General features: G+C 30.1%; 16 protein-coding genes and 1 pseudogene. 4 read left to right on the forward strand and 13 right to left on the reverse strand.

The features are described 5' to 3' along the window. Positions 1-35: 35 nt before the first annotated feature. Positions 36-1,398: pseudogene (locus tag BQ9840_RS03885) on the forward strand (transposase). A 317-nt stretch (positions 1,399-1,715) separates the two neighbouring features. Here the strand turns inward: BQ9840_RS03885 and BQ9840_RS03890 are convergent. Then, positions 1,716-1,952 (reverse strand): hypothetical protein, encoded by a 237-nt coding sequence (locus tag BQ9840_RS03890; protein ID WP_077368285.1) that lies wholly within the window; start codon positions 1,950-1,952, stop codon positions 1,716-1,718. A 135-nt stretch (positions 1,953-2,087) separates the two neighbouring features. On the opposite strand from BQ9840_RS03890, the gene BQ9840_RS03895 reads away from it, so the two are divergent. Beyond that, a complete protein-coding gene (locus BQ9840_RS03895) occupies positions 2,088-2,951 on the forward strand; it encodes a DUF4438 domain-containing protein (protein WP_077368287.1) in 864 nt (287 codons plus the stop codon). Positions 2,952-2,974: 23 nt separating this feature from the next. Here the strand turns inward: BQ9840_RS03895 and BQ9840_RS03900 are convergent, their stop codons facing one another. The 3 genes from BQ9840_RS03900 to BQ9840_RS03910 form a co-directional block, all read right to left on the reverse strand. Continuing rightward, positions 2,975-4,813 (reverse strand): M28 family peptidase, encoded by a 1,839-nt coding sequence (locus tag BQ9840_RS03900; protein ID WP_077368289.1) that lies wholly within the window; start codon positions 4,811-4,813, stop codon positions 2,975-2,977. A gap of 177 nt (positions 4,814-4,990) precedes the next feature. Beyond that, positions 4,991-5,890 carry a polysaccharide deacetylase family protein gene (locus BQ9840_RS03905; RefSeq protein WP_159436071.1) on the reverse strand — a complete coding sequence of 300 codons (900 nt, stop codon included), beginning with the start codon at positions 5,888-5,890 and terminating at the stop codon, positions 4,991-4,993. 91 nt (positions 5,891-5,981) lie between these two features. After that, a complete protein-coding gene (locus BQ9840_RS03910; protein ID WP_077368292.1) occupies positions 5,982-7,355 on the reverse strand; it encodes an MATE family efflux transporter in 1,374 nt (457 codons plus the stop codon). A 157-nt stretch (positions 7,356-7,512) separates the two neighbouring features. On the opposite strand from BQ9840_RS03910, the gene BQ9840_RS03915 reads away from it, so the two are divergent. Next, a complete protein-coding gene (locus tag BQ9840_RS03915) occupies positions 7,513-7,962 on the forward strand; it encodes a DUF441 family protein (RefSeq protein WP_077368294.1) in 450 nt (149 codons plus the stop codon). Between the two features lie 20 nt (positions 7,963-7,982). On the opposite strand, the gene BQ9840_RS03920 is transcribed toward BQ9840_RS03915, so the two are convergent. Continuing rightward, the gene (locus BQ9840_RS03920) at positions 7,983-8,198 is read right to left on the reverse strand and encodes a hypothetical protein (protein ID WP_077368296.1); all 216 of its coding nucleotides are present in this window, start codon (positions 8,196-8,198) and stop codon (positions 7,983-7,985) included. Between the two features lie 80 nt (positions 8,199-8,278). After that, positions 8,279-9,715, reverse strand: coding sequence for a sigma-54 interaction domain-containing protein (locus tag BQ9840_RS03925; RefSeq protein WP_077368298.1), 1,437 nt, complete (start codon positions 9,713-9,715; stop codon positions 8,279-8,281). 282 nt (positions 9,716-9,997) lie between these two features. Between BQ9840_RS03925 and rbr the strand changes: the two genes are divergently transcribed. Next, positions 9,998-10,588, forward strand: a complete 591-nt coding sequence (gene rbr, locus BQ9840_RS03930; protein ID WP_077368300.1) for a rubrerythrin — start codon at positions 9,998-10,000, stop codon at positions 10,586-10,588. Between the two features lie 39 nt (positions 10,589-10,627). Here the strand turns inward: rbr and BQ9840_RS03935 are convergent, their stop codons facing one another. The 7 genes from BQ9840_RS03935 to BQ9840_RS03965 all read right to left on the reverse strand — a co-directional run bounded on the left by BQ9840_RS03935 (position 10,628) and on the right by BQ9840_RS03965 (position 18,203). Further along, entirely contained in the window at positions 10,628-11,260 is a 633-nt protein-coding gene (locus BQ9840_RS03935; RefSeq protein ID WP_077368302.1) for a HutD/Ves family protein, read from the reverse strand. A 10-nt stretch (positions 11,261-11,270) separates the two neighbouring features. Continuing rightward, positions 11,271-12,080, reverse strand: coding sequence for a L,D-transpeptidase family protein (locus tag BQ9840_RS03940; protein ID WP_077368304.1), 810 nt, complete (start codon positions 12,078-12,080; stop codon positions 11,271-11,273). Positions 12,081-12,190: 110 nt separating this feature from the next. Beyond that, positions 12,191-12,949, reverse strand: coding sequence for an acyl-CoA dehydratase activase (locus BQ9840_RS03945; protein ID WP_077368306.1), 759 nt, complete (start codon positions 12,947-12,949; stop codon positions 12,191-12,193). A gap of 27 nt (positions 12,950-12,976) precedes the next feature. Then, positions 12,977-14,125 (reverse strand): double-cubane-cluster-containing anaerobic reductase, encoded by a 1,149-nt coding sequence (locus BQ9840_RS03950; protein WP_077368308.1) that lies wholly within the window; start codon positions 14,123-14,125, stop codon positions 12,977-12,979. Between the two features lie 150 nt (positions 14,126-14,275). Continuing rightward, a complete protein-coding gene (locus tag BQ9840_RS03955) occupies positions 14,276-15,283 on the reverse strand; it encodes a calcium/sodium antiporter (RefSeq protein ID WP_077368310.1) in 1,008 nt (335 codons plus the stop codon). A 199-nt stretch (positions 15,284-15,482) separates the two neighbouring features. Continuing rightward, a complete protein-coding gene (locus BQ9840_RS03960; RefSeq protein ID WP_077368312.1) occupies positions 15,483-16,364 on the reverse strand; it encodes a uroporphyrinogen decarboxylase family protein in 882 nt (293 codons plus the stop codon). A 27-nt stretch (positions 16,365-16,391) separates the two neighbouring features. Continuing rightward, positions 16,392-18,203, reverse strand: a complete 1,812-nt coding sequence (locus BQ9840_RS03965) for an ASKHA domain-containing protein (RefSeq protein WP_077368314.1) — start codon at positions 18,201-18,203, stop codon at positions 16,392-16,394. Between the last annotated feature and the right edge of the window lie 19 nt (positions 18,204-18,222).

The following is an 18,222-nucleotide window of genomic DNA, read 5'->3' on the forward strand; positions in this document are numbered from 1 at the left end:
CAAATCCACCAAAACCTGAAAGGAGTTATAAAAATATGATACCACAAAAACAGCTTTCTTTGGCAGATATTTATTCAGATTGTAAAACTTTTTTTGAAGACGATAAACCTAAGTTTCTTTCATTACTTGAAAATACCATTAATCTTAATGAGTTTATCCCTATTTCTTTTTATCACCACTTTTATGCTTCTACTGGAAGACCCCGTGAATACAAGCTTCATTCCATGTTATGGGCTTTGATTATTCAAAGAATCTTCTCTATTCCTACAGATACTCTCTTAATTACTTTTCTTAAGTATTCAAGTGAATTAAGAGATTTTTGTGGGTTTAATAAAGTTCCTGATGGTTCTAAATTTACTCGTTTCAAACAAGATTTCTTAGAAGATTTACAAACTGTATTTGATAATCTTGTTGATGTTACTGAGCCCATATGCCAAGATATTGATGGAGCTAAAGCTTCTATGACGATTTTTGATACTTCAGGAATTGAAGCTTTTGTCGCTGAAAATAATCCTAAATATGCTAATAAAATAATTAAACAATTAAAAGCTTTTAAAAAATCTCAAGGTCTTGATGATTCTTATGATCCATACAAAGTTGCATATGGCTCCATGCCTTCGAATGCTGCGTCTAACCCTGAAATAAAGCAACTTTACATCAATGGGCACTTTTGCTATGTCTATAAATTTGGTATGGTCACAAATGGTTTAGGAATCGTAAGGGATATTTCTTTTTACAATAAAGATTTTTTAAATTCTCATCCTGAAATCATTGTTGATAAAAAATCAGATTCACCAAATGAAGATAAATCACTTCATGATGCCAAAGCTGTCATCCCTGTTCTAAAAGACTACTTTGAAAAACATCCTAGTATTAAACCAAATATTTTCATTGGTGATGCCGCTTTTGATGCTACTAATATTTACAGAGATTTACTTACTGATTTAAAATTTAGTAAAGCGTATATTCCTTTAAATCAACGTTCTTCTCTAAAGCATCCAGACTATACAGTAAATGAAGCTGGGATACCCTACTGCCCACATGACTCAACTCTTTTAATGAAGTCAGAGGGATCTTCATGTTTGAAATCTGGTATTAAAAGGTTTAAGTTTGTATGCCCAAAAATGAAATGGATTAAAGACGATAATGGTAAACGCAAAAGGAGACACTTTTGCGAAGACCCTTGTACTTCATCACCTTGTGGAAGAATGCTCTACATATATCCTGAAAAAGATCTTCGTGCTTATCCAGGTACTCTTCGAGACACAGAAGAATGGGATAAAGTTTACAAAATTCGTTCAGTAGTAGAACAGTCCATAAATCACTTTAAAGAAAGCTTTTGCATTGCTGGACGCAAAACTCAAAACGAGAAAACTATTCATGCTGATTTACTTCTAGCAGGTATCACTCAGTTAATTACTGTTGTTCTTGCTGATAAAATACATAAACATGAATACATCAGAAGCTTAAAACCATTAATTGCTTAGATATTTGTTTAGATATTAATTTTCTCATAAATTCAATAGCTTTATTTTGTGTACCCATTTTTGAGAATAACTTATTGATTTCATTAAATTTCCACTTTCAACTCCCAAACTTTATTTTTAAAAGATTTATATTTCTATTATTCATTTTTCAAAAATAGTTTCGCAATTACTTATTTTAATTTAATTATACATTATTGTATTAATTATTTCACTATATTTATGAATGTTTTATTCATTAAACCAACTCAATATAGTAAAAATTAGAATTAATGTAATAATAATTGTAGTTATTATAGATGATATTTTTATGTATTTTATATAGTCCTCTGTTGGATAAATATTTTCTCTATACTTCCATCTTTCTCCAAATGTTGCCATGTCTTCTGGATCTTTAATACCATATATAAGTAATGCATACACTGGTATCATAAATATTATTAATAAAAACATTTTAATCCCAATCACTATTTTCTCCTCCAATAATTTTCTTATTAATGATAAATATTCTTCATAATTTATTAAATACCTTTAAAATTTTAAAGGATTTTATAATTTTAAGTAGAAGTTTAATATATACTAAATTTATTGGAGGTAATAATCATGGTAAAGACAAATAGTGATAGACTTGTTATTCAATCAGTACAAGGTAAAGTCCATAGCCCTATAGTAGGTGGAAAACCCTATAGAGTCAATAGAGAAGGTATTGGAGAAATACTCCCATCTACTGGAGGTATTTGTTACAATGTAAAAATTGGAGACTCTTGTATGAAATGGGTAGGGGATCATATTGAGCCAGGGGTTAGTATTAAAAATAGTGACAATATGGAAAACAACGCACTTATGCTATTGGCTTGTATTGGTAATGAAGCAAAGGTAATAACTGGAGATGCTAAAGGTGCAAAAGGCTATGTAACTGGTATGCATGGTGGTATAGAACATGTTCTTATATACTTTAAGGAAGAAGATTTGGAAAAAATGGCTATTGATGATACTATTTTGATTAAGGCTCATGGTCAAGGTTTGGCTATTGAAGACTTTGAAGATGTAAAATGTATGAATATTGACCCAAATCTCTTTGATAAACTGTCAATAATAGATAAAAATGGAGTTCTTGAAGTGCCTGTTGTTACTGAAATACCAGCATATTTAATGGGTTCAGGAGTTGGTAGTAGTACAGCTTTTTCTGGAGATTATGACATAATGACTGGCGATAAAGGTGCAAACAAGGAATTTGGAATAGATAAGCTTAAGTTTGGAGATTTAGTTTTGTTAAGAGATTGTGACAATACAAATGGAAGACAATATTTAGGTGAGTCAGTATCCATTGGAGTTATTGTGCACAGTGATTGTATATTATCAGGTCATGGCCCTGGAGTTACAGTTATTATGAGTTGTAAAACTCCTAAGATTGTAGGTAAGATTGATGAAAACGCAAATATTGCTAATTATTTGGAAGTTAAATAGGTAGGGAAATCCCTACCTATTTTTTAATTATTAGCTTTTAGTCCTCTATCATGCCAATTGCTTATCCATGCATAATCTACAGCAAAATCTAATACTAATTGTGATTGTTCTTTTAATTTTTCTTTGTTAATATTGCTTAAATCATTTTGACTTTTACCATCATATTGTTTAACAATATTTTGTGTATCTACACTTGAAATTACAACTCCTGATACATCTTTTTCCATAAAATTTTGAATATCACAAAATGCAGGATATAGATATTCTTGCTTAATTGGGATGCCCAATTCTTTACCTCTTAGTTTTATGCCTTTGATGTTTTTATAAAAAATATCAAAGGCACTATTTACTGTAGAAGTATCCATGTAGAGCTTATTACTTTGACCTAATCCCAAGTAGTTCATATACACATAAAAACTGTATACATCTACATTTTTATTTCCTATAGCTTCAACTACTCCTTGTCCATTTTCTTCACTACCATCAGTAAATAAAAATACTATGGTTCTTGAGTTCATATTTTCTTTGCTCTTAGCTATTAGATTTCTAGCAAGTTCTAATGTTGCTGCAACACTCGTTCCATTTTTATATAAACCCTTGTTATCCTTTCCTAAACAATCATAGCTAGTAACTAATACTAATGGATTGTTACTGTTTTTCCCCCATATATATCCTCCGATGTTTTTCCCTTTAACTTTGCCATCTACATCAAATTCTTGAATGTATTCATCTTCAAAAAGAGGACTTATATCGTATTTTTTTAATTCTTCGGCTATATAGTTAGCAACCTTATCTCTCTCTAAAGTTCCTGTTTTTCTTCCTTCATATTTAGATAGTTCTTCTATATGTTTGTATGCAATATCTAAATCAAACTGATATCTATTCTTATATTTGTTTATATGGAATTGTCCTACTATTATAAAGATAATTAAGGCAACTACAAATGATTTAAAAACTACATTTCCCCAATATCTGTATAAGTTATTACATTGATTAATAAATTCCTTTGGTGAAAAGAATAATGCTATTTTCTTGAGTTTTTTATAATTATCTACTTCAACATCATATAAAATTCCTTTGCCTAATAGTAAAAAACTAATAATAGCTATAATAAAACATATACTTGGTCCTATAATCAGCCAGAAACTTCTTGTACTTAAAGCTTTTCCAGCTGTAGCTAACATACCTGCCCATTCAGGATTATAGTTAGGCATATATCCCCATTTAGTTTCTATATTTGCAAACTTATTAACACCTACTGTTATTCCCCCGATACCCAAAACAAATTGAATAAATAGCACTCTACTTAATTCAATAAAACCGTTTCCTATCATACTTGCTATGCTATCGTTAGATTCATCTATTTTTCTTGCTAATCTTCCCCATCCTATTATTCCTAAAACTAACCCATAGACCATAATAGCGTATTTTAGGTCTAATTCTTTATACCAAGGTAATCTTAAAATTAAAAATGCAATTATAATTTCCACTACTATATTGAAAACAATTGAATAAGTCTTAATAATTTTCTTCCTTACCCTCTCATTAATAGTAAACACTACTAAAATAGCGATGATAAATTTTATTGTTGTAGCTAAAAACCCAATCCCTAAAGTTGTTTTAGTTCCTGATACTAACATACTTATTACATTTCTACCTAATGGATCTGTCCCCAATTTATCATAATCATTTGGGGGAAGAGGATGTTCTAATTTGAAATATTCATCATAAATATATCCCTCTGAACCTTCATCAATAGAATATGAATCTACTGGAATAATAATTTCTTCATATATTACTACTGATAGTAATAATATAGTTAAGATAATACCTAGAATTAATTTTGCATTTCTTTTCTTCATATAAGCACCTCATCTCTATGTCTTTTAGATATTATATTACATAATATAATTGCTGACTAAAGATTTTTTTGGAACAATGTTATTAATTAATGTTAACAATATTCTCTTTTTTTAGTTTATTGAGAAAAAAGAAACCTAACAATAGGTTTCTTTCAATTTTATTTTTTTATTAACATCTTATTCTATAACTTTAAATTCATATCCTTGACTTATTAAATATTCAATGATTTCGGGTAATGCTTCTACAGTGGTTTTCTTTGCCCCTGCATCGTGCATTAGTATTATCAATTTGTCTTTTCCCTTTGAGGTTTCTTTTAGTCTTTTAACAAGTTTTGCCTTTGGTATATTGTGACCTTCTGCATCTCCATTTAATGCATTCCAATCGACATAAGTAATATCTTTATCTTTCAACGCATTTCTATAAGGTTTTCTCTTATCTCCAAAGGAACCACCAGGAAATCTTACAGTACTTGTATGGAAATCATTTCCTAAAATATTTTTTAAAGCTTTTTCGTTTTTATCTAATTCAGCTAAAAAACTTTTTACATTTTTATATACATATTTATAATTATGAGAATATGTGTGATTTCCAATACTATGACCGCTTTCATATTCTCTTATAATTAATTCTGGGTTTCTTTCTGCTAAATATCCTATTACATAAAAAGTTGCTTTAATATCATATTCATCTAATATATCAAGTATTTTTGGTGTAACAGTAGTAGATGGACCATCATCAAAAGTCAAATAAGCAATCTTATTGTTTTCAATTGTCTCTGCAACTTTTGGTTTTTCTGTTTCCTTTGCAACTTTGATTTCTTTTTCTATTAGCGCTTTGTGTATTTCATTTTTATTTCCATCTAGTTCTATTTCTTTAAATGGTTCTGATATATTATCATCATTTTGATGCTTTCTTTCTATAATACCTACATTTCCAGCTATTACTCCTTTTGAACTCAGTTTATCTAAAATAAAAACTCCCGTTCCAATAATAACAAATAGTAAAAAAATACTTAATGTAAATACAAGTCTTCTTCTTCGTCTAATTTTTCTTCTCTTCGTTCTAGTTTTTTCCACTTCTGTCACCTCATAAAAAATAAATTATCTCTTACTTATAGCTTAATACATTTGTTTATTTTATAGGTTACAAAAGTATTACATTTCTAAACTAAGCTGTTTTTTCTACGCCTATTACTTTCTTTTGCCAATTTTTGTTTTTATATACTAGGAATCCATATACACATATTAGAAAATTACTAAAACTCATAGAAAACCATATTCCAGTTGGCCCTAAATTTGTGAAATGCTTAAATATTAATATCAAAGGTATCCTTATTACCCAAAGCCTTCCTATAGCCATTGCCATAGAATATTTAGTATGGCCTGAACCCTGAAATACACCTTGCAATATGCTAAATATACTCATAAAAGGCATTGAAAATGAAATGTATCTTAAGTAAGTAATTCCTTGAGATATAACTTCTGCATCATCTTTTGAACGCATAAATAAGTTTATTATTTCTTCATCCTTCCAAAATAACAGAACAAATCCAACTACAGAAATACACAAACTTATTAACAATGACTTTTTAAAAGCATCTGTTACTCTTTCCATTTGGTCAGCACCAATATTTTGGCCAATTATAGAAGTTAACGCAGCACCAATACCCATAGGTGGTTGCATAATCAAAGAAGTAATCCTATTTACCATTCCAAAAGCTGCTAAAGTCGCATTTCCATAAGAGGCAATAAAACTATTTAATACTACGAAACCTAATGCAGCACCAGATTGACCTACAGAAGCTGGAAAACCTACTTGCAATATTTTTTTTATAATATTTTTGTCAAATTTAAATCCTTTAAAACTAGGTTTTATAATAGTAGAAGAATGTTTTAATATATATACCCCTATGACTACTAATAGTCCTTGAGACAATACAGTAGCAATAGCTGCTCCAGCTATCCCTAGATTTAAATTAAATATAAAAATAGGATCTAATACTACATTAACTACAGCACTGATACCACTAAGAATTGTTGGAGTTAATGTATTTCCTTGAGCATTCATTATTGCATTGAATACAAAAAAGGAAAACACAAAAGGAAAACCCAAAAATGAAATTCTTAAATATATATTACTATACTCAGCTAAACTATTTGTTCCACCCATTAATTTTATTATATATGGACTCAATATAAATCCTAAAATTGCAAAACTTATTGAAAATACCATTGACATAACAATCAACTGATTTGCATATTTGTTTGCTTCCTCATACTCTGAGGCTCCCATGAACTGAGACAATATAGAAGTTCCCGCAACTGATATACCTATTCCTATAGATATAAACAAGAATAGTACTGGCCATACAAAAGATGTTGCTGCAAAATGAACTGAACCTAATTTACTCACCCAAATTCCATCTACTAGATTATAAAGTGTCTGTATTAAGTTGTTTAGCATAATTGGTAGTGATAATGTTAATATGACTTTATACATATTTCCACTTAGTATTAATTCTTTTCTTTCTTGCTCTTTCAATTCTCATCACCCTATCATATAAATTTTGCGAATTATCTATATTATAACATTATTTTTAAATTTTCTAAAGTCCTTAGAGACTCTAATTATTTTTTTATCATTTTTTTGTTTGTTTTGAATAGTTTAGTATAAAGTATATAAGATTGGAGATGTAAAATTGGCTAGTAAAATAATGCTTTTAGGTATTATATTCATTTCTTTTATTGCAAAAAACAAGCCTATGGTATTAGGAGGAATAATAGTATTTATCCTCTCCTTTATTAACAATCAAGGTTTAAATAGGTACATAAAAAACAATTCATTGAATATAGGACTTGTATTCTTGATAATATGGCTTCTACTACCTATACTAGAAATTCCCAGGGAAATATCTATATCAAGTACTAAGTCTTATCTAAATTTAAATGGACTAATTTCTTTCATAAGTGGATTATTTGTAGTAATTATTGCTGGAAAAGGCCTTAATTACTTAAATGGAAACACCTCAGCCATAGGAGGAATCATACTAGGTTCAATAGTTGGAGTTACCTTCTTTGAAGGTATCCCTGTTGGAATGCTTACTGCTTCAGGTATTGCTTATTTAATAATTAAATGTATAAAAAGATAAACCTACAATATATTGTAGGTTTATCTTTTTTGTAAATCATTAAACACTAAATATTCATTAATCCATACCTTATCATCTAAAATATCATTTTCATTATCATTAATTTTGTTGTATATAGTCTTTATCTTTTTATTCATATCTTGATGGTAATTATTCATCTCAGCTTCTATAAGTAGAACTTCATCTTTTAATTCGGCCACTGTTGAAGCTATGTCAACAAGTAGAGTTTCTTTCATTTTATGGCCTCCTTTCATAAGTCCTACTTATAGTATATCACTAATTTCTTAAAATGTTAAATTTTATTAATATTTTTCTTTTAAACCCTTAATCTTAATTTGTTAATTTTATATTGTAATCCTTGCCTTGTTAGTTTTAATACCTTTGCAGCTTGAGATATGTTTTCATCTTCGTCTTGAAGAGCTCTTTTAATAATATCCTTTTCTATTCTTTCTAAGTACTGACTTAAGGATATAGCCTCTTCTTTTATGAACTTATAGTGGTCTATAGAATCTATATTAGTATTGCTATACTCAGAAAAATCTAGTGTCTGTTTGATTTGATTATTTTTTCTAAGATAGTAGGGAAACAAATCAAGGGTTATTTCTTGTTCATTACCTAAAAGGTTAATAGCACCTTCTATTACATTAGCTAATTCTCTTACATTTCCAGGCCAATGGTATTCATATATAAATTCTTTGGCTTTTTCCGACAATCTAATTCCTGTTTTGCCCATTTCCTTAGATATTTTTTCTATAAAATAATCTGTTAATAATTTTATTTCATCTTTTCCTCTATCCCTTAATGGAGGAACAAATAGATTAACTACACTCAACCTAAAAAATAAGTCTTCTCTTAGTTTTTCTTCTTCTATAAGTTTCAGAGGATCTTCATTAGTTATTGCAATAAGTCTTACATCTACTTTTGTTTCTTTTTCACCACCTACAGGTCTAAACCTTTTTTCTTGAATAGCTCTTAGAAATTTTGCCTGAAGACTTAAAGGCATAGAGTTTATCTCATCCAGTACAAGAGTACCTCCATCTGCCTGTTGAAAAAGACCAGGTCTGTCTATTGCACCTGTAAAAGCTCCTTTAGTAGTTCCAAAGAGCAAGCTTTCCAATAAAGTAGCAGGAAGTGCTGCACAGTTTTCTACAATGTATGGTTTATTCTCTCTATCACTATATTTGTGAATGCTCTGTGCAAACATCTCCTTTCCTGTACCTGATTCACCTATAATAAATACATTTGAATCAGTTTGACTTACCATTTTAGCTAATTCTTTTGCATTTAATATCTGAGGTGACTTACCAATGATGTCATCAAAAACAAACATTTCAAACTCACGATTTTCTTCATATTTACCATTTGTATTAGCTCCATAACTAAGTATTTCTTCTATCATCTTTTTTATCTTAGTTATATCTCTTGCTACTTCAACTGCTCCAATTATTTCTCCATTACTTTTTATTGGCCATGTAGAATTAATAGTATTTATTCCTTTTCCGTATTCATTAAAATATATTTGAGGATTCCTGAGAATTGGTGCATCTGTTTCAATTACTTTCATAAGGGTACTCTCACCCTCTAGTGAAGGTAATACTTCAAATAGATTTTTGTCCATGACCTCTTCAACTTCTAAACCTTCCAAATTTGCCATAGTTTCATTGTAAAGAAGAGTTTTTCCCTCCTTATCTACAACATGAATCCCCTCATCAATAGATTTGTTAATAAGTTCAAGTAACTCCTTTTTCTTCATCAAATACCTCCGCCTAATCTGTTTTTACAAAATTCATGAGTTTATTACCTTTTAGTATGCCTATTTTTGTTTAATATTTATTAATCTATTTATTTAAAAGTTAAAAACTTTATATCTATGCACTACTTTCATAATAATACATTTCTATTTTATCATTATAACTAATAAAAGTGAAATTAAAATTTGTTATTTCCTAAAATACTAGTTTCAAACTTGAAACTTCCCTTGGAAATATGATATAATTTTTTAAACATTTAACAAATTAAAAATGGAGGTATTAATATGAATTTAAAAGGTACTAAAACTGCTGAGAATTTATTGAAAGCTTTTGCTGGTGAGTCTCAAGCTAGAAACAGATACACTTATTATGCTTCTGTAGCAGATAAAGAAGGTTATAAACAAATAAGAAATATTTTTATTGAAACTGCTGACAATGAAAAAGAACATGCTAAAAGATTCTATAAATTTTTACTTGAAGGTTTTAAAGATGAACTACCTGCAACTATAGAAATAAATGCAACATATCCAGTTGCTCAAGGAACAACATTAGAAAATCTAAAAGCTGCAGCAAGTGGTGAAAATGAAGAATGGTCTGATTTATATCCAGAATTTGCTAAAGTTGCTGAAGAAGAAGGTTTTAAAGAAATTGCAGTAGCTTTTAAAATGATAGCTTCTGCTGAAAAAAGACATGAAACTAGATTTAATAAATTAGCTGCAAATGTTGAAAATAACAGCGTGTTTAAAAAAGAAGAAAAAATATTATGGAAATGCGGAAACTGCGGATATGTTCACGAGGGAACTACTGCACCTGAAGTATGTCCAGCCTGTATCCACCCACAATCACATTTTGAAGTATTTGTAGAAAACTACTAGATAAAAAACTGGCTATTATAGCCAGTTTTTTATTATTCTTTAACACATAATATTTGCTTTTATTATACTTGCCTTTTCATCTTTATCATTAACTATATTGTAATTAATACATGATGACTTATCCAAAGTTATAATTAAAATATCTCCTTGATTTACAGTAAAAATTTCATCTTTAGAAATCTCTACTTGTATTTCTCCCCTTGTACAATATAATGCTTGTGTATAATTATTAAAATCTTTACCTGACTTAAATATCAAATTAATTTTATCGTCTTTTTCTAAAAATAATGGTTCTAAATTTCCATTACATTTTTCATTCATCATCAGATTAAAATCAGTGACCTTTCCATAACTTTTAGTGTGCCAGTTGCCACTAAAACTATCTTGATCGTAGGGATTTAATGTACAACTATATTGCCCTTCATGTTCAAGTAGAAGTTCTCCTTCAATTATCATAATGATTCTTTTAATGTTAGGAAGAGAGGTAAAAGTTGACTCCTCTAATTCTACTTTCGCAGAACTTAAACGCCAAGTAAAATTTCTATCCTCATATTTTGCATCACTTGGAAATATCGCCAATTGGGTTGTAGTGCCACCAGACCATTGACTAGTTTGCAAATCTTCTCTTCTAATTAACTTAATATCATATGTCATATCAATCAAGCCTTTCATTTGAAATTTGCTACTCTATTATCACTATTGAACCATCAGGCACATTGTCGAATATAAACTTAGACACTTCAACTGGTAATCTAATACATCCATGACTTGAAGGTTTGCCTAGTTTTTTAGCTTCTTCTTCTATAATCTCTCCATCTATTGTACATGGTATAGAATGAAATAAATATGTCCCTTTAAATCCTACCCAATATTTCATTCCTTGTTCAAACCTAGGTACATATGACCATTCTCCCCTTCTACCTTCCTCTATCTGAAACACTCCCTTTGGAGTAAAACTATCCCTTATGCCACTAGAACCTATGCTTTTTAATACTAATTCCCCTTTGTTAAAAATTCTTATAGTTTGATTGTTTTCGCTAAATTTGATTACCCATTCTGAAGAATTTTCATCGTATTTATGCGGTGGAATTCTATCAGTTCTTATGTATCTAGCATCTACATATCCTACCTGTCCACTTTTTAGTTTCACTTTAAACCACCCATTTGGAATAGTTTCTAGTAATTCTATTTTTTCATAATCTTTAAGTGTTACAATTACATCACTTTGTTCATCTTTATCAATATATATTATTGTATTACCATTTTTCTCAATAGTGTTTAATGCTTCGCCTTCATAAATATGATTTGATACTTTATCACTTCTTTCTTCCAATAAATTTAGTGATCTACTAACTAATGGAATTCTTTCTTTTGATTCTGTTTTTTCTATATAATTAGCCTGTACAACTTTTTTAGAATAATAATTCATCAGACCAATACTAAAAATAAAAACTACTAAGATTATAAGAAGTATATTTTTATCTTTTTTCATAATTAATCACCCAATTTATATATTTAACCTAATTATACCATATATCTTAAAAAAAACTCAATAAAAAATAAATTAAGGGTTAAAAAGTCCCCTTTTCAACCCTTAATTTTTTACTTAATATTTTTAGCTAAAATACCAGCGCCTATGGCACCAGCAAAACGAGCCATTGGACTAGTCTTAACAGGATTCTCAAGTTTATCTGATAAACTTCTAACTATATAATCACATTCACATAGTCCACCGGTTAAGAAATAATTTGTCCCATCAGAATGCTTTTTGCACAGAGATGCAACCTTGTTTACTATTGAATCTACTATAGCAAAGGCTATATCCTCTTTTTTTTCTCCTCTCCCAATAAGACTTATTACCTCAGATTCAGCAAATACAGTACACATCGAACTTATAGTGACACCACTGCCCCTCTCGGCCAAATCACATAATGTGTTTATATCTACTCCTAATGTATTTGCCATAATCTCTAAAAATCTTCCTGTACCTGCAGAACATTTATCATTCATAATAAAATCTACTATCATGCCATTTTCTACAGTTATAATCTTTGTATCTTGTCCTCCTATATCTACTACAGTACAATCTTCTCCTGTAAGATAGGCTGCTCCTTTTCCGTGACAAGTGATTTCAGTAACTGTCTTATGTGCATAAGGAACGGATACTCTTCCATATCCTGTAGCTACTACTTTCATGTCGTCTTCACATATTCCATCTGATATGATTCTATCCTTTATGACATTAGCAGTTTCTATACTACTCCATCCCGTAGGTACAACAAATGTATTAATCAATTTGTCATTTTCAAATATCGCAGTCTTAGCTGCTGTAGACCCTATATCGACTCCAATAAAATACATTTACCACCCTCCTTACAGTTTTTTAAATTATATCATCTCGATAAATGCTGCTATTCTAGTCTTTAATTGTCCCTCATCTGATGCTGAATAATCAGTTTCTATACTCATATATGGTATATCCTTTTCTTCATTAACAAAATCTTTAATTCTACGAGTTTCTACATTGTAAGTGTGGCAAGCTTGTAAAATTACATCTATTACACCGTCAACTTTATATTCATCTATCAGCTCAGATATTAAATCAATTCTATTATCATTTGGTGCCATAACTGAACATCCAACATTTAAATACTTTTCAGTTAATGCATCTATTGGATCTTTTGTTTCATCAACTAAACGTATTTTCTCTTTTATACCACTACAATTTTCATAACATACAACTACTGCTCCACTTTCTTCAATTAACTTAATTACCTTATTAGCAACTCCGCCAATAGGACATCCTGTAATTAATATTCTAGGAGCATCTTCACTAACTTTTCTTACTCCCTTTTCATATTCTTCTTTGAGCTCTTTAACCATGTTTCTTATATTTTTGTTTTGTTCATCTTTATCAAATGTAAAAGAAGCACCATGTAAAACAGTATGAGTCTCCATACCTGTTATAGGTGGAGGACACATTTTACCTAATGAGTATAGTTCTTTTAAAACTCTTCTCTCCTCATTACATTTCTCTATAGCGTTTTTCAAGTCTTCATCTGTTATTTCGACATTGAATTCCTTCTCTAATCTTTCCTTCAATATTATCAATTCATTTTTCCAAACTCTAGCTGCATGTTTTCTATCTAAGGCTTGAGGAAGTTGCATAACATGCATTGGTTTTATTTGTCCTAGATATTCATACATCTTTTTCTTTCCATCACAAGTAGTTTCACCTACTATAATGTCAGAAAAATATGTGAAAGGACACTTGTTTGTAATTGCAAAGCCATAGCTAGATTTTATAAGTGGACATAAATTCTTAGGCAAATCTCTTTCTGCATCTTGTATGGTCTCTTCGCTCATTCCACATAGTGAAATAGGATGTGCGCCTGCTGCATAAATAATCTCCATTGGAGTAAATGTGCAAAAGGTTCCAACAATATTTTCTCCTGCATCTTTGTATTCTTTTACCTTAATAAAAGAATTTCTTCTTGCTTCACTAAATTCATCGAAAATTTTTGGTAGATCGTTCATAATTTATCTCCTTTCATTTAAGCTACTCATCACTTTGAATTGTTTAATTATCACTTATATTCTATATTTAAATAATAATTGTTTCCAATAGTATTCGAATTTTTGATAGTTAAGCTTAAATGTATTGATTATTTATATAGATAAATTAGTTTAAATCCATACATAATTTAATATTAAATAAATAAAGTACATTCCTACTAAAAAACCACCTTCAGGTTTTGATATTGAATCATCCTGATTCTTTGCAAAATAACGAAATGCAAATAATATAATTAACATAGTAGGTATTTGCAATTTGTAAAATTCAGTTGGCACAAGTAGACCACCTTTTGTTACTGCTGCAGAACTACCAATAACAAATAGTACATTTAGTATATCTGCCCCTATAATATTGCCAACTGCTAATTCTCCATGACCTTTTTTTACAGCAGTAATAGCTGTTATAAGCTCCGGCAAACTAGTACCAAATGCAACCAATGTTGCTGCAATAACGCTTTGAGGTATACCTACTCGTAATGCTGTTATTTCAACACTTGGAATAAGTATTTTAGATGAAACGATTACTAAAGCTATACCTAATACTAATTTAATTAACTGTAAAATCAATGGACTATCTTCTTCAACAGCTGGAGCTGACTCTTCGCCATTTGATTCTTTTCCCCAACGAATAGTAGCAATAATATAAAGTATTAATAATCCAATAAATATAAATCCCATCCATTGAGTAATTCTTCCTTCTGGTCCCTTAGAAAAAAACGGTAAGCTAACAACTGCTAATAATACTCCAGCCATTACTTGTAAACGTCCTTGATGTTCAATGATACCTTTATCTACTGGCAATTTACCTACTAATGCTGCAAGACCAAGAATTAAACCTGTATCTGCAATAATTGAACCAATTGCATTTCCTAAAGCTAAATCCGGATTACCATTGATTGCAGCAATCACAGAAACAGTTACTTCAGGCAATGTAGTTCCTAAACTTACAATAGTTGCACCAATAATCATTTTAGGAACACCCCAACGATGGGATAATCCAACGGCCTGATCAACTAAAATATCAGCACCCTTACTCAATGTAAATAAACTAAAAGCAATAATTCCAAGCAAAATTAATGTAGAAAGTTGATTAAGTGTAGAAAAAATTAATTCGTCCATTTTTATCTTCCTCTCTTTTGTATTTTTTGTTTAAGTACAAAAAAAACCCTACGGTTTATTGTACTTAAATAAACCATAGAGTCTCACTAAGCTATTTAGCCACCAAAGCCGGGATTCATCATCCGTCATGACGACTTTGATTCCATAAAGGAAAGCTACTCCCTCCAAATAGTGATTATATGAGATTACAATGTTGTTGTCAAGATTTATTAAGCTTAATATCCCAAATAGTAGAATTTTTTAACTTAAAAGGTGTTCTTTTAATACAATTGTGCCCTATAACCTTTACATCCATTCTGTTACTTAAAATATATTCAATAGCTTGTCCATATGTTATATCCTCTTTAAGCTTAATGGGATGAGATTCAATTAAACCCATATTTTGAAAAGTTGTAGAGGTTTTGCCACAAATATGAAGTATACTATTACCAAGCACAGACTCTACTCTTTTTAGTATGTTGAATGTGGATTTTCCACTGTATTCTCTATATACCTTTGGTCCAACTATATCTAGTGCTCCTGCTGGATCACCAAAAGATATTATCTGTGCACCTCTATTTATACCTTCCTTTATATACTTCAGTATATTGTCCTCTATAATTTTAAGAAATTGATTTACTCTCTCTGAATCCTTTCTAATACCCTTATAAAAAACTCTAGAATCTATTAGTGATGTTATTATAGTAAAAGGTCCTTCCACATTTAAAACCACTGTTTCTCCTTGTTCTCTTAATATTTCTACAGCCTTTAAAACCTCAGCTATTCTTCTATTATTCAAGTCTATTTCTTCAATGTCTAACAATTCATCTAAAGAACTATAAGCATAGCTTTCAACCCTAGGCCCGGTTTTAGCATCACCTAATTTTATATTTCCTCCTAAGGCTTCAGCTTCTACAGTATTGCAGAATGGAAGTCTACATAATATATCATTTTTATGTTTCATTAATTTTTTTGATAGTGTCACTATATATTCAGCTTTAGTATGAACCTCTGGAAATTTTAGTCCAGAATTTTTAACAATACTCTCAGGTATTTCTTCTAATTGATCACTTACACATACAAAGTCTATAACTTTACTCATTATTTATCACCCTATTTTTTTAATCATTTATCTAAAAGTCAAGCATTTTGTAAACAACTTCTCATAGCCTTCTTTTGTGGACAACTCAAAATATTCTATATCCTTAGCTACATCCTCCATTTCTTTTCTTGCATCCTTAGACATAAGACACATCATAGCCCCAGTTTTAGATGAGTTTCCTATATAATTTATCTTATCTTTTAGATTTTCTGGTATAATTCCTACTCCTGTTAAACTGCTTATCTTTAAATGTCTTCCAAACTGCCCTGCAATTACTACACTATCAAGATCTTCCATATCCATTCCCATAAAATCCACCAGAGCATAGAACCCCGAGGAAATAGCTCCTTTTGCTAATTGAACTTGCCTAATATCTTCTTGAGATAAGCTTAATACTTCATCATTTGTTTTACATATAATAACTTTTCTTTTCTTATCTTCTTCTACTAAATGCTGAGCTAATACATCTCGTCCTTCACTTTCTAAATCCTCTTTCTTCTTGAGTCTTCCAGATTTCTTAATAAGGCCTTTTTTGTTTAACTCTGCCATCGCTTCTAATATTCCACTGCCACATATTCCTACAGGTTCTCCATCCCCTATGATCTGAAGAGAAACCCCATCTTCATTAAACTGTATGCCTTCAATAGCTCCTTCTGCCGCTCTCATTCCACAACTTATATTAGCACCTTCTAATGCTGGTCCTGCTGCACAAGAACAAGATGCTAGTTTTCCGCCTTTTGATAATATCATTTCACCATTTGTTCCAATATCTATAAAAAACACATTGTCTTTAGTATGTTTTAGTCCTGATACTACAGCTCCAGCTACAATATCGGCCCCTATAAAACTAGACACTCCAGGTAAGCAATATAGTCTCCCAAAATGAGCAATTCTTAAACCAATGCTATTTGCCCATATGTTTTTCTCTTTTGAAAAAATTGTAGCATAAGGTGATTTACCTATTGTGATGGTATCAATACCTAACAATAGATGCATCATGGTAGCATTAGCCCCTACAGCTATTTCATAGATGTTTTTGGTGTCTATATTGTTTTTATTGCACAATTTTTCTAATAAAGAATTTATACAGTCTACTATTGCCTTTTGCAATAAATAAAGACCATTTTCTTTTCTCTTTACAAAATCTATACGTGATAATACATCTAGACCATATTCCTTTTGAGGGTTTATGGATGTTTCTGACTCAATCTCAGTACCTGTGTTTAAATCTATAAGGGATACAACTACTGTAGTAGTTCCAATATCTACTGCAGCACCATATAGTTTATCTTTAGTATCTCCTGATTCTATGCCTATAGGTTTATCATCCCAATATACTAAGGTAGCTTCTTCACTTGTATGAACATCTGCTAAGGCTTTTAAAAACCCTATATTATCATGAATTATCTCACTACCAATTGCTCTTTCTAAGACTTCTTCATAAGAAATATTGTTTTCCAAAGTTGGCTTTTCTAATTTAATAACCTGTTTATGTATCAAAGGATTTAAGATTATTTCAGGTGTATATCCATCTGATAAACCTTTGTAATTTTTTTCTTCTTTATTCAAAAGTTTTACTTGTATAGGCCCTTTTGGATAGACTAAACAACTAAGTCTTATACCATCATCGATTTCTTTTTTAGATAAATGCTTTAACTCTTCTTCAGTAAGACCATTTATATCTCCATCTAATATCTGTACCTTGCACTTTCCACAATAACCTTTTCCTCCACATGGACTCTCTATAATAGCCCCATTACCCTGCAATATATCAAGAAGACTTTCTCCTTCTCTATAATTGCAAGATATACCACTTTCTTTTATTGTTAATATGTTCATAGTACTCACTCCATTTATA

It is taken from the genome of Anaerosalibacter sp. Marseille-P3206, from assembly GCF_900155565.1.
GTDB lineage: Bacteria > Bacillota > Clostridia > Tissierellales > Sporanaerobacteraceae > FUHM01.

Bases quoted from the DNA above. Each gene is read 5' to 3' on its own strand.
- BQ9840_RS03895 (WP_077368287.1), top strand. From the start codon at position 2,088: ATGGTAAAGACAAATAGTGATAGACTTGTTATTCAATCAGTACAAGGT.
- BQ9840_RS03900 (WP_077368289.1), bottom strand. From the start codon at position 4,813: ATGAAGAAAAGAAATGCAAAATTAATTCTAGGTATTATCTTAACTATA.
- BQ9840_RS03920 (WP_077368296.1), bottom strand. From the start codon at position 8,198: ATGAAAGAAACTCTACTTGTTGACATAGCTTCAACAGTGGCCGAATTA.
- BQ9840_RS03925 (WP_077368298.1), bottom strand. From the start codon at position 9,715: ATGAAGAAAAAGGAGTTACTTGAACTTATTAACAAATCTATTGATGAG.
- rbr (WP_077368300.1), top strand. From the start codon at position 9,998: ATGAATTTAAAAGGTACTAAAACTGCTGAGAATTTATTGAAAGCTTTT.
- BQ9840_RS03935 (WP_077368302.1), bottom strand. From the start codon at position 11,260: ATGAAAGGCTTGATTGATATGACATATGATATTAAGTTAATTAGAAGA.
- BQ9840_RS03940 (WP_077368304.1), bottom strand. From the start codon at position 12,080: ATGAAAAAAGATAAAAATATACTTCTTATAATCTTAGTAGTTTTTATT.
- BQ9840_RS03945 (WP_077368306.1), bottom strand. From the start codon at position 12,949: ATGTATTTTATTGGAGTCGATATAGGGTCTACAGCAGCTAAGACTGCG.
- BQ9840_RS03950 (WP_077368308.1), bottom strand. From the start codon at position 14,125: ATGAACGATCTACCAAAAATTTTCGATGAATTTAGTGAAGCAAGAAGA.
- BQ9840_RS03955 (WP_077368310.1), bottom strand. From the start codon at position 15,283: ATGGACGAATTAATTTTTTCTACACTTAATCAACTTTCTACATTAATT.
- BQ9840_RS03960 (WP_077368312.1), bottom strand. From the start codon at position 16,364: ATGAGTAAAGTTATAGACTTTGTATGTGTAAGTGATCAATTAGAAGAA.
- BQ9840_RS03965 (WP_077368314.1), bottom strand. From the start codon at position 18,203: ATGAACATATTAACAATAAAAGAAAGTGGTATATCTTGCAATTATAGA.